Annotated in this window: 9 protein-coding genes; 2 read left to right on the forward strand and 7 right to left on the reverse strand. The window is 70.8% G+C overall.

Annotated features, from left to right (window positions below; genetic code table 11):
- Positions 1-63: 63 nt before the first annotated feature.
- Positions 64-1050, forward strand: a complete 987-nt coding sequence (locus tag C7444_RS03575) for a DUF707 domain-containing protein (RefSeq protein WP_110399439.1) — start codon at positions 64-66, stop codon at positions 1048-1050.
- Positions 1051-1143: 93 nt separating this feature from the next.
- Here the strand turns inward: C7444_RS03575 and C7444_RS03580 are convergent, their stop codons facing one another.
- The 5 genes from C7444_RS03580 to C7444_RS03600 all read right to left on the reverse strand — a co-directional run bounded on the left by C7444_RS03580 (position 1144) and on the right by C7444_RS03600 (position 8662).
- Positions 1144-2880, reverse strand: coding sequence for a PQQ-dependent methanol/ethanol family dehydrogenase (locus tag C7444_RS03580; RefSeq protein ID WP_110399440.1), 1737 nt, complete (start codon positions 2878-2880; stop codon positions 1144-1146).
- Between the two features lie 235 nt (positions 2881-3115).
- Positions 3116-4219, reverse strand: a complete 1104-nt coding sequence (locus C7444_RS03585; protein ID WP_245909393.1) for a quinoprotein relay system zinc metallohydrolase 1 — start codon at positions 4217-4219, stop codon at positions 3116-3118.
- 18 nt (positions 4220-4237) lie between these two features.
- The gene (locus C7444_RS03590; protein WP_110399441.1) at positions 4238-5062 is read right to left on the reverse strand and encodes a quinoprotein dehydrogenase-associated SoxYZ-like carrier; all 825 of its coding nucleotides are present in this window, start codon (positions 5060-5062) and stop codon (positions 4238-4240) included.
- A 23-nt stretch (positions 5063-5085) separates the two neighbouring features.
- Positions 5086-7254, reverse strand: coding sequence for a TonB-dependent receptor family protein (locus C7444_RS03595; protein WP_170130616.1), 2169 nt, complete (start codon positions 7252-7254; stop codon positions 5086-5088).
- A gap of 163 nt (positions 7255-7417) precedes the next feature.
- On the reverse strand, positions 7418-8662 hold the full coding sequence (locus tag C7444_RS03600) for an SUMF1/EgtB/PvdO family nonheme iron enzyme (protein WP_110399443.1): 1245 nt from the start codon (positions 8660-8662) through the stop codon (positions 7418-7420).
- Between the two features lie 138 nt (positions 8663-8800).
- Here C7444_RS03600 and C7444_RS03605 point away from each other — a divergent pair, with 138 nt between their 5' ends.
- On the forward strand, positions 8801-9829 hold the full coding sequence (locus C7444_RS03605) for an extracellular solute-binding protein (RefSeq protein ID WP_110399444.1): 1029 nt from the start codon (positions 8801-8803) through the stop codon (positions 9827-9829).
- 24 nt (positions 9830-9853) lie between these two features.
- Here C7444_RS03605 and C7444_RS03610 read toward each other — a convergent pair whose 3' ends face one another.
- Together C7444_RS03610 and C7444_RS03615 are read right to left on the reverse strand one after the other, a co-directional pair.
- Positions 9854-10315 (reverse strand): type 1 periplasmic-binding domain-containing protein, encoded by a 462-nt coding sequence (locus C7444_RS03610; protein WP_110399445.1) that lies wholly within the window; start codon positions 10313-10315, stop codon positions 9854-9856.
- 311 nt (positions 10316-10626) lie between these two features.
- Positions 10627-12384, reverse strand: coding sequence for an ABC transporter permease (locus tag C7444_RS03615; protein WP_110399446.1), 1758 nt, complete (start codon positions 12382-12384; stop codon positions 10627-10629).
- Positions 12385-12443 lie beyond the last annotated feature (59 nt).

Genomic DNA, 12443 nt, shown 5'->3' on the forward strand with positions numbered 1-12443 from the left:
CGTTGTTGTACAGGGCGGCATGCGGTCGGGGATTCGACCGGATGCCGTTTCAAGGGAGATACCATGGAACAGTCATCACGGCGATTTCTCGTGCTGGGACGTGTCGGCGACAAGTCCCTGCACAAGAGCTGGATCGAGGATCAGTCCTGCGATCGCAACTGGGATCTGCAGCTCAATGCCTACGGCAAGGACGAGAGCCGCATCCAGGATGGTGATCTGCCACCGGTCATCGACCGCGGCACCAAGTGGGACAGCATCGCCCGGCATTTCAATGCCCAGCCCGAACTGCTCGATCGCTACGAGTATGTGATGCTGCCCGACGACGATCTGCTGATGACCGCCCGGGATATCAACCGCCTGTTCGACATCGTCGTGGAAAACGGCCTGACGATGGCCCAGCCGGCCTTGTCGATCGAGAGCTACATCTCGTGGCCGGTGCTGCTGCGCAGTTCGCAGTTCAAGCTCCGCTACGTGAATTTCGTCGAGTCGATGGCCTGCTGCATCAAGTCGTCCTACCTGAAGAAGCTGCTGCCGATGTTCGAGCAGCACTACACCGGCTGGGGCACGGACATGATCTGGACCATGCTGATGGAGGATCCTTCCTACCAGGCGGCCGTGATCGACGACGTGGTGATGACCCACACCCGGCCGCTCTACAGCGGGCCGCTCTATTCCAGCTATCAGGAAGGGGTTGATCCCCGCAATGAACTGGCGACGCTGACGGCCAGTTTCGAGAACATGCCCGGCGCGATGCTGGTCTACGGCGGCGTGCTGGCCAACGGTCGCAAGGTCGGTGGCTTCGAGGCGCAACTGCGCAACGGGCTGCAGCTGTTCGGCATGGTCCGCAAGTCCAAGCTGCCCTTGAACACGGCCCGCATGGGGGTGGCGATGCTGATCCGCATGTTCACGAAGGCCGGTTACCGGCCCGAGCAGCTGCGCCCCGTTCTGGGTGCACCGATCACGAATCTGCTGCTGGGGCGTTCGCCGGCGGCTGCACAGGGGGGCGCGGCGACGTCCGCGGCCGGCATCGAGCAGCGCCAGGCGGCCTGACACCGCCACCGTCATGCCCCTGGCGGCCGTCTCCCGGCCCCGCACGAAAAAGGCCCCGCATCGCGGGGCCTTTTCATTGCGCGGGATCCAGGCTCACTTGGCGAGCTTGAACACCCAGACCGACCCCCCCTGTTCGAGGTAGTTGACTTTCTTGGCGACTTCGCCACCCCACAGCGGGACGGCGCCGCCCCAGCCCGAGACCACGGAGATGTACTGCTCGCCGTTCTCTTCCCACGAGACCGGGGGAGCGACCACGCCCGAGCCGGTCTGGAACTTCCAGACCACCTTGCCGGTCTTGGCGTCGGCGGCCTGCAGATAACCTTCCGGCGTGCCCCAGAACACCAGGTTGCCGCCGGTGGTCAGCACGCCACCCCACAGCGGGGCACCGTTCTTGACTTCCCAGGCGATCTTGCCGGTCTTCGGATCGATCGCACGCAGGGCGCCGATGTGGTCGTCGTGCAGCGTCTTGATGGTGAAGCCCGCGCCCAGGTAGGCCGCACCCTTCTTGTAGGTGATCGGCTCGTTCCAGATCTCCATGCCCCATTCGTTGGCCGGCACGTAGAACAGCTTGGTCTCCGGGCTGTAGGCCATCGGCATCTGGTTCTTGCCACCCAGGAAGCTGGGGGCGGAGAACACGCTCTGGCCCTTCTTGCCGTCGGCGCCGGCGGTCGGGTCGCCCGGGCGGCCTTCGGGGATCAGGTTCGGCTTGCCGGTCTTCAAGTCGATGCCGGTGGCCCAGGTGATCTTCTTGACGAAGGGGAAGGCGTTGAGCAGCTGGCCCGTCTTGGCGTCGTTGACGTAGAAGAAGCCGTTGCGGTCGGCCTTGCCGCCCAGGACCTTGCCGCCGTCCTCATAGGTCACGAACTCGTTGACACCGTCGAAGTCCCAGCCGTCGTTGGGCGTGTTCTGGTAGTGCCACTTGATCTGGCCGGTCTTGACGTCGATGGCGACCGTCGAGCAGGAGAACAGGTTGTCGCCCTTGCGCAGGTGGCTGTTCCACGGTGCGGGGTTGCCGGCGCCGAAGTAGGCCAGGCCGGTCTTGGCGTTGTAGGTGCCGCCCAGCCAGGTGGCCGCGCCACCGGTCTTCCACAGGTCGCCCGGCCAGGTCTGGCCTTGCGTGCCCGAGACGCCGTTCTCGGTCTTGTTGCCGTCCTTGTCGTACTTGTAGCCCATGTGGCCTTCGACGGTCGGACGCGACCAGACCATCGCACCGGTCTTCGGGTCCCGTGCCTCGACGCGGCCGACCACGCCGAACTCGCCACCCGACACGCCGGTCAGCAGCAGCCCTTCGGCGATCAGCGGTGCGGCGGATGCGGAGTAGCCGGCCTTGTAGTCGTCGATCTTCTCCTTCCAGACCACGTCGCCGGTGTCCTGGTTCAGGGCGACCAGTTGCGCGTCCAGCGTGGCGAAGATGACCAGGTTGTCGAACAGCGCCGCGCCGCGGTTGATCACGTCGCAGCAGGGCATGATGCCTTCGGGCAGGCGGTGCTCGTACTTCCACAGCTTGGCGCCGGTCTTGGCGTCCAGCGCGTAGATGCGCGAATAGGAGCCCGTCACGAACATCTTGCCGTTGTGGATCACCGGCTGCGATTCCTGCCCGCGCTGCTTCTCGCCGCCGAACGAGAACGACCACGCCGGCACCAGCTTGCTGACGGTCGACGGGTTGATCTGCTTGAGCGGCGAGTAACGCTGTCCGTCGGTGCCGAGGCCCCAGCTGAGCACGTCGCCGGTGGACTTGGCGTCGTTCTTGATCATCTGGTCGGTCACGACCGCGTGGGCAGCGGAGCCGAGGCCCAGGCTCATCATCAGAGCCAGCAGTTTCAAACGCATGGAATGTCTCCTTATGGGGGGAAAGGCTGTCACACGAAGCAGCGGGTGGGCGCTGTCGGGAACTATTCCCGGCAAGCTGCATGCCATGTGAAGAAGCGCCTCCGGAGGCCGTTTTCCCCTTGTTTCGTCAGGGTTTCGGAGGGCATGGTGTTCCAGGCTCGCACAGCGGGGACGGAGGGTGTTCCCGTGCCTGCGCGGGGCTGTCGCGTGTGCCTGCGCGACACAGGCAGGGTAGTCACCGTGGCGCGCCTGCCGGTGTTGCCGGCGGCTTTTCCAGCGCTTCACGCTCGTAGCGCGGATACAGGTGGGCGACGTTGCGGGTGTATTCGGTCCGCCTCGCGGCCCAGTCGCGGAACTCGGCCGGCACGTCGGCGGCGAGCAGCTCGCCCATGTCCCAGCCCCGGCGGGCGGCCTGGCTGAAATGGCCGTGCAGCCAGCGCAGGTAGCGGCGGGTCTGCTCGATGCCTCGCCCGCCGACGCCGGCCTCGACCGGGCCGTGGCTGGGCACCAGCACGCCGGGCGGGCCCGCATCGAGCAGCGCCTGCAGGCGATCCAGGCTGTCCAGCCAGGCGGGGATGCGGGCATGGGGCGTCGTCGGGATGCGGTCGACGAACACCAGGCCACCGGCGAAGACCGTGCCGCTGCCGCGCTCGATCAGCACCAGGTCGGAGTCGGTGTGGCCCGACAGCTCGATCAGGTCGAACTGGCGCTGGCCGAGCGTCCAGCGCCGCAGCGCGGGACGGCCGGCCGTCGCCGGCACGGGCACGCCCAGCGACTCCACGGCCTGGTCGGGCAGCAGCGCCTCGGTGCCCCGCATCCAGTCGCCGCAGAGGCGGTAGAGGTTGTCCTCGTAGGCCGCCGCCTCGCGGGCCATGCCGGCCCGGGTGTCGCGGGTGGCCAGGCGCGGCACGTCGGCGAACGCCTGGTTGCCCAGGAAGTAGTCCGGATGCAGGTTCAGGTGCAGCACCTGGCGGATCGGCTCCGGCGTGGTCCGCGCGATCAGCGCGCGCAGCTGCTCGCCGTAGCGCCGGTTCGGTCCGGTGTTGATGACCACGACGCCCTCGCCGGTGGTCACGAAGGCGGTGTTGATGATGTTGCAGCCGTTGGCCGGCGAGAAGTCCGCGTTGTGGCCCTCGACCACGTACACCCCGGGCGCGAGCGGCCGGGCCGACAGCCCGTGGTCGAGCCGGGCCGGCTGTGTCCGCGGGCCGGCCGGCTGGTCGTGGCCGGGCGGCTGCTGGGCCGTCAGGGGGCCGGCAAGGACCAGGCAGGACAGGCCGACGGCCAGGGCCATGCAGCGCCGCGGGCGGGCCCGGCGCGGGTGGGGGCGTTCACTCATCGGGAGCTCCTGCGGTCGTCAATCGATGCGGCTGTCGATGCGGTTGCCGTTGTTGTCGATCCCGGTCAGCCGCAGCGGCCCGACCGGACGCCGGGTGAAATCGAAGGAGAACACCGGGTTCTCGCTGACCGGCTCGTAGGGCTGGAGCTGCATCAGCTCGTGGTCGTCGCCGTCACGCAGCACGAGGCGGCTGACGTAGAACGCGGGGATGCCGTTGACCAGCCCGGTGTCCATCGGGTGCATCACCCGCACGCGCACCCGTGCCTGACCGCCGGTGGTGTCGAACGCGCCGGTGCCCGAGGGGTCGGGGCTGGCCTCGAACACGCGGGCGCTGACCAGGCCCAGCGTCTGTGACCAGCTGCCGTCCTTGCGGGTGGCGCCGCTGACGGTGCAGCCGCCGCCGGCCGAGTCGACCCAGGTGCCGCCGACGTGCCAGACGCCATCGGCGGTGCGCACCGCGGCCCGCACCGGGCTGGCCTGTTCCAGCTTGAATCGGAAGGACACCGCCGGCAGCGCCTGCCGCGGCCGGTATTCCAGCACCCGGCGGATCGGGTTGCGGTCGACCAGCACGAGGATGCGGTCGACCGCGTCGAGCGCCCGCACCGACACCGTGATCGGCACGTTCATCGGGTCCTCGGCGAAGGCGGGGCCGCGCACCTGCACCCGTTCGTCGAACACCACCGTGCCGGTGCCGAGGAACTCGCGGCGCATGCCGGGCCAGGGCAGCGACTGGAAGGGGTCACCCTCGAAGTCGTCGCCCGCGTGCAGCGGCGTGCCCAGGGCCGAGCCCAGCAGCGCCAGGCCGCCGCCCAGCAGCCGCCGGCGGGAAGGGGAATCAGGCATGGGCAGGCTCCTGCGCCAGGGGGTCAGAGGCGGCGCAGGTAACGCAGCGACAGCAGCGCGCTGCGGCCGGTGGCCGGTTCGAAATAACGCCCGTTGGCGTCGTTGACGATGACGCTGCCGACGACCCGACGATCGGCCAGGTTGTCGATGCGGGCCAGCACCTCGATGTCCCCGTCGCGGTCGAGCGCGAAGCGCTGGCGGTAGCGCAGGTTGACCAGTCCGTAGCCGTCCGCGAAGTCGCTGTTGGTGTCGTTGACCGCCGTGCGGCCCTGGCCGCGCCATTCGATGGCGGCCTGGGCGCGTGCGCTCCAGGCCGGGGTCCACGCCAGCTCGGCGTAGGCGCTGCGGTCCTGGGTGCCGGCGATCTGGTTGCCTGCGGCCACCGGCACGGTCGGCGCGCTGCAGGGGATGCCGGCGCAGACCAGGAAATCGTCGGCATAACGGGCGCGCAGCCAGGTCAGCGCCACCTGCGCCTTCAGGCCGGGCAGGGCCTGCCAGGTCGCACCGAGCTCGGCGCCGTCGCGGCGGGTGCGCCCGACGTTGCGGTAGCTGGCCCGGCCGCCGGAATTGGTCGCCACGCCGATCTCGTCGTCGGTGCGGATGCGGAACACCGTCGCGTCCAGCGCCCAGTCGGCCTGGCGCCACTTGGCGCCCAGCTCGATCTGGCGACTGGTCTGGGCCTGCAGCTCGGTGTTGAGACCGCCGGTGCCATCGGACCGGTAGGCCAGCTCGCCCAGCGTGGGCGTCTCATGGCCGCGGGAGAAGGCGCCGTGCAGCGTCACCTCCCGCGCCGGCTGCCAGCTCAGGCCCAGCACCGGGCTGGTGTAGCGGAAGTCGCGGGAGCCGGAGTCGTTGCCGTTGGCCAGGTAGCGGTCCTCGACCTCCATGCCGACCACCCCGGTGCGCACGCCTGCGCTGGCCCGCCAGGCCGGGGCCAGGCGCCACTCCGCCTGGGCGTAGGCCTCCTGGGTGAGGGCGGTGTTGAGCTCGTCACGGCGCAGCCGGCCCTGCACGCCCAGCACCTGGGCCGTGCCGGTGCCGGTGTAGTTCTCGTAGCCCTGGCGGTCGTCCTTCTGGCGCTCGACGTTGAGGCCGGTCACCAGGTCGACCGCGCTCCAGCGCCACAGCAGCCGGCCGTCGATGCCGTGGTAGCTGCGGTCGAAATCGACCAGCCCGCCGCCGTGCCGTGCATTGGCCTGCGTGGAGGGTGCGATCGCCTGGGACTGCATCACGCCCCGGGTGCCGGCGTAGGCGGCCACCCGCAGCTCGCTCAGCGCCCCGCCGTCGGCCAGGTCATGCTCCCAGCTGGCGCCGACCTGGTCCTGGCGGATGAACTTGCGGGTGTCGTAGAGCCGGGCCTGCGACGTGGTCTGCTCCGGATCCTGGTTCAGCTGGCTGCGGTCCAGCCCCAGCGGGTCGTCGGCGCGCTGCTGCTGGTCGCTGTAGGTCAGCGTCAGCCGGTCCTGCTCGCCCCGCCAGCCCAGGCGCAGGTTGACCAGGCTGCGGCGCGCCTCGCTCTGGGCCCGGCTGCCGTCGAGGTGGGTGTCGCCCAGGCTGGCGCTCAGGTCCATGCCCTGGCCCAGCGGCGTGGCCACCCGGGCGCGCCACTGCGACAGGCCGTCGCTGCCGCGGTCGAGCGCCAGCTCGGCCTCGGCCTGGCGCACCGGTCGGGAGAACAGCGCGATCACGCCGCCCGAGCTGTTGCCGTAGAGGGCCGAGAACGGCCCGCGCAGCACCTCGACGCGGTCGGCGCCGGCCAGGTCCATGTGGCCGACCTGACCCTGGCCATCGGGCATCGAGGCGGGGATGCCGTCGCTGTAGAGCCTCAGGCCGCGCACGCCGAAGCCGGCCCGCGCCCCGAAGCCGCGGGAGCTGATCTGCAGGTCCTGGGCGTAGTTGTTGCGGTTGGCGACGTTCAGGCCGGGCACCCGTGCCAACGACTCGGACAGGTTGAGCATCGGGCCGCTGTCGCGCAGCTCGGTGCTGCCGACCTGGCTGATGGCGTAGGGCGCCTCGGCCTGGCGCCGGGCCCGGGCGCTGCCCGAGACGATCACGCCATCGAGCGCCGGTGCCTCGGCGGCCGGGGGCGCGCCGGACTGGGCCACGGCGGGCAGGGTGAGACCGCACAGCGTGAGGCTGCAGGCCAGCGCGATGGCGCGGCGCACCGGAAGGCGGGAGGAGGAGTCGGTCATCTGCTTGGGCGGTGTCGCTGGGAGCTCCGGCGGCGAAGGCGCACCGGACGGCATGTCTCGAGGTGTACCGCGCCGCAGGCACCCCGGGCCAGTCGGCACAAACCCGCTGGAGCACCGCCGGTGCGTCAAAACGCGACACCTGTGCCGCCGCCCGCCCTGGTGCTCAGAGCGAGCAGGTGCGAAAGCCGCAGAAGGCCTGGTCGTCGTCCGGGTCGAGGTGGCGGCGGCGGTGCAGTCCGCCCAGCCGCTCCCGGGTGGCCCGCGAGCCCCCCCGCACGACCTGATGGCGGCCGCAGGCCGGGCGGAACGGGCCGCTGTCGCTGACCGAGCCGGGCCAGCCGCAGGGCTGGGTCGGGTCCAGCGGGGCCAGCACGTCGGCGGTCCATTCCCACACCATGCCGTGGCGCAGGCCGCGGCGGCCGAAGCGGCTGACCGCACGCTCCCATTCGGCCTCACCGGGCAGGCGGCGCCCCGCCCAGCGGCACCAGGCCAGCGCCTCGTGCAGGCTGATCTGCTGCACCGCCTCGAGCGGGCGGACCCGCACCAGGCGGCCGAAGCGGTTCATCGCCGCCGGCGGCTCGGTGCGCTCGATCGCCCGCGGCGCCTTGCGCTGCCGCTGGCTGAGCCACTGCCAGCCTTCGGGGGTCCACCAGCGCCGCTGCCGATAACCGCCGTCGGCGATGAACTCGAGGAACCGCTGCCAGTTCACCGGCTGGGCGTCGATCTCGCCCGGCGGCAGCAGCTCGGTGCGCTGGCCCAGCTCGGCCTCGAAGCGGTAGCCGTCGCCGGGCGGCTCGCCCAGCGTCCAGCGGCCCTGCTCGAGGCTGAAGGTGGTGCCGGCGTGCGGCAGCGGCACGTCCGGGCGCAGCAGGCCGTCGGGCAGCGCGACACCGGCGTTCTGGGCCGCCTCGATCAGCGTCTCGTGGCGCAGGTCCTCGTGGAACAGCGCCGCGCGGAAGAAGTGCAGCGCATCGTCATCGGCCGGGCTGCCGTGCAGCAGGTCGAGCGTCACCTCGAGGGTGTCGACCAGGTACTGGCGGATGAAGCCGTTGTCGGGCAGCGGGCCGGGGTCCAGGCGCCGGGCGGGGGCCTCGCGTGGATCCCACCAGCGATCGGCCTGCGGCTCGATCGACGACAGCCTGGCCACCCGTGGATCGCAGCCCCGGCCCCGGCGGCGCTGCACGTTGCGCGCGATCCAGGCCTCCTGGAACCAGGCCAGCTCGCCGACCAGCCAGGCCGGCGAGGCTTGCTCCTCGTCATGGCCGCAGTGGTCCCGCCCGGCCTCCTCGAACGCGGCCAGCAGCGCGAGCGAGCGGTTGCGTGCATCCATCAGGGCCAGGGACAGCAGCTCCGGCCCGGCCGTGCGCATGGCTGCGGGATCGTTGAGCTCGGCAGCGGTGGCGATCATGCGGACTTCCCGGTGGCGAAGCGTCGATTGTGGCAGGCGTGGCACGCATCAGCCGGATCCGGCTTTTCGTCAATAAGAATGATTGCTGTTAACATCTCCTCATCAGGCCATGTGGCCGCTTCTTCCCTGGAGTCCCTGATGAATCGCCGTTCTTCCCTGCCGTCGCTGCTGGCCCTGAGCGCTGCCCTGGTGGTCGCCTGGCCCGCACAGGCCCAGGAACAGGTCCTGAACATCTACTCGGCCCGTCACTACCAGACGGACGAGTCGCTCTACGCCAACTTCACCAAGGCCACCGGCATCAAGATCAACCGGCTGGACGGCAAGGAGGACGAGCTGCTCGAGCGCATCCGCAACGAGGGGGCCAACAGCCCGGCCGACATCCTGATCACCGTCGACGCGGCCCGCCTGGAGATGGCCGACAGCCGCGGCGTGTTCCAGCCCATCCAGTCGAAGCTGCTGGAGGCGCGCATCCCCGACACGCTGCGCACGCCGACCTGGATCGCCTTCTCGACCCGGGCCCGCGCCATCGTCTACAACAAGCTGTCGATGAAGAAGGAATGGGTCCAGACCTACGAGGACCTGGCCAACCCGCGCCTGAAGGGCCAGATCTGCGTGCGCAGCGGCAACCACCCGTACAACCTGAGCCTGGGCGCGGCCGTGATCCATCACCTCGGCGAGGCCAAGGCGGAAGAATGGGCGCGTGGCCTGGTGGCCAACTTCGCCCGCTCGCCCAAGGGCGGTGACGTCGACCAGCTCAAGGCCGTGGCGGCCGGCGAGTGCAGCGTGGCGATCTCCAACAGCTACTACATCGCCCGCATGATGCGTTCGAGCAACGCCGACGACCAGGCGGTGATGCGCTCGCTGGGCGTGGTGTGGCCCAACCAGCAGACCTGGGGCACGCACATCAACGTCTCGGGCGCCGGCGTGCTCAAGCACGCGCCGCACAAGGCCGCGGCGGTGAAGTTCATGGAATACCTGGCCGGCGACGAGGCCCAGACCTACTTCGCCGACGGCAACAACGAATGGCCCGCGGCCAAGGGCGTGAAGCCCAAGAACCCGGCGCTCGACGCCCTGGGTCCGTTCAAGAGCGACAGCCTGCCGATCGGCGAGCTCTCCAAGGGAGCGGTCACCGCCCAGAAGGTGTTCGACCGCGCCGGCTGGAAGTGAGGTGGCGGCGGACGGGGCCGTCGCTCAGGCGTCGGCCCACGGCGCCGGCAGGTTGAACGGCGTGATCACCTCCGGGCGCGACAGCGCCGGTGGCGGAGCCGTCACGTTCAGGCCGTGAGCCTGCATGAACTGCAGGCAGGCGCTGTGCAGGTCGTGCCGCAGATCGTGGTGCAGCACGGCGCAGAGCTGGCGCTGTCGCAGCATGCCGATGTTGTCGGCGTCCAGGTCATGGCCGATGAAGGCCCGGCACGGTCGCCCCGCGTCCGCGAAGGCCCGGGCCACCGCGAGGTTGGCGCCGCCGACCGAGTACACCGCCGTCACGCCCGGTGAGCGGGCCAGCCGGGCCGACACGACCCGGCCGGTGGATTCCGGCAGGCCCTTGCCGTCGAGTTCGACGTGCACCTGCCAGTCGGGTCGCCACTGCGCCAGCGCCTGCGTGAACGCCCGGATCGGTCGTGCGATGGAAACGGTGGACCGCGACCGCATGCTGCGGCGCCTGTATCCGCACCTGCTGGCCCTGCATCAGGGCGGGCTGCTGAGCCGGCCCGGGATCGAGCGGGTCGTGGCGGCGTCGGCCGAGGGGTATGCCTTCCCGACCAACCTGGACCGCGATCCGCTGGTGGGCGGCTTGGCCCCGGCCCCAGCCGGCGGTGGTGTTGCAGGCGCTGTAGGCGGGCTGGTCCGCGCAGCGGCTCGAAGGCCTGCTCGACGAGATGGCCCGCAAGCGGCTGAGCTGAGCGCGGCCAGGGCCTCGGCAGGCACGGGCCGGACCGGTCGTGCGCCGGGGAGGCGCCCGGTCAGCGCGACCCGTGGCCGATGCGGCTGCCGGCGATCTGGCGGCTCAGCAGCACGATCGGGATCAGCCCGACGGCCACGATGGCCAGCGCGGCCGTCGAGGCCTCGGCCAGGCGTTCGTCGGAGGCGAGGGTGTAGACCTGCGTGGCCAGCGTGTCGAAGTTGAAGGGGCGCATCACCAGCGTGGCCGGCAGTTCCTTCATCACGTCGATGAACACCAGCAGCGCGGCGGTCAGCAGGCTGCCGCGCAGCAGCGGCAGGTGCACCCGGCGCAGCACCTGGGGGGGCGTCAGGCCCATGCTGCGTGCCGCGTCGTCCATGCTCGGCGTGATCTTCAGCAGGCCCGAGTCCACCGCCTGGACCGCCGCCGTCAGGAAACGCGCCACGCAGGCGTAGACCAGCGCGGTGATGCTGCCGGTCAGCAGCAGGCCCGGGTTCCAGCCGAAGCTGGACTGGATCAGCTCGGCCAGCAGGTTGTCGAGCCGGGCCACCGGGATCAGCACCCCCACGGCGATGACCGAGCCCGGCACCGCATAACCCAGCCCGACGATGCGCTGGGCGATGCGCAGCAGCCAGCCGCGGTGCTGGCGCGCGGCGTAGGCGATCAGCACGGCCAGCGCGACGCAGGCCAGCGCGGTCAGCCCCGCGACCAGGAAGCTGTTGCGCGCCAGCTCGACGAAGCGCCAGCCCCACTGCGCGTCCCCTTCGGTGAGCGCCATGTGCAGCAGCAGCCCGCCCGGCAGCAGGAAGCCGCCGGTCAGCGGCACCAGGCAGGCGCCGATCAGCACGGCGGCCCGCCAGCCGCGCAGCGGCCGCGACAGCGGCGTCAGGCGGCGCAGCGTGGTGTCGTGGAAGCGGGCGCGGCCACGCGAGGCGCGCTCGAGCGTCAGGATCACCGCCACGAAGGCCAGCAGGGCCACCGCCAGCTGGGCGGCGGCCGGCCGGTCACCCAGCGAGAACCAGGCGCGGTAGATGCCGGTGGTGAAGGTCTGCACCGAGAAGTAGGCCACCGTGCCGTAGTCGGCCAGCGTCTCCATCAGCACCAGCGCCACGCCCCCGGCGATCGCCGGGCGGGCCATCGGCAGCGACACCCGCCAGAAGCTGGCCCACGGCCCCAGGCCCAGCGAGCGGCCCACCTCGAGCATGCCCGCGGCACGTTCGAGGAAGGTGGTGCGGGCCATCAGGTAGACGTAGGGGTAGAGCGCCAGCGTGAACATCAGCACCGCGCCGCCGGTGCTGCGCACCTCGGGAAACCAGTAGTCGGCGCGGGTCCAGCCGAAGGTGTGGCGCAGCGCCGTCTGCACCGGTCCGACGAACTGCAGCAGGTCGGTGTAGGTGTAGGCCAGCACGTAGGCCGGCATGGCCAGCGGCAGCACCAGCGCCCACTCGAGGTGGCGCCGGCCGGGGAAGTGGTAGCGCGTGACCAGCCAGGCGGCGCCCACGCCCACGCTGGCCGAGCCGAGCGCCACGCCCAGGCACAGCTGCAGCGTGGTCAGCACGTAGTCGGGCAGCACGGTGTCGAGCAGGTGGCGCCAGGTCTCGGCGGTGCCCGGGCTCAGCAGGTGGGTGGCCACCGACAGCACCGGGGCGCCCACCATCAGCGCGATCAGCACCGTCACCGCCAGCAGCCAGCGGCCGTGCTGGCCGGGTCGCCGCTGCGCGCCCGGGGCTGCAGGGCGGCGGGCCGGGGTCACGGTCGCCGGCGGATCCGGTTCCAGGGGAGCCAGGGCGGGGACCTTCGCGTGGGGGGTGCTGGACATGGATGGGCTCGAAACAGTCGGGAATCAGCGCGATGTCGCCGGTGCATGGATGATAATCA

The sequence above is a fragment of the Sphaerotilus hippei genome (assembly GCF_003201595.1).
Taxonomy (GTDB): domain Bacteria; phylum Pseudomonadota; class Gammaproteobacteria; order Burkholderiales; family Burkholderiaceae_C; genus Sphaerotilus; species Sphaerotilus hippei.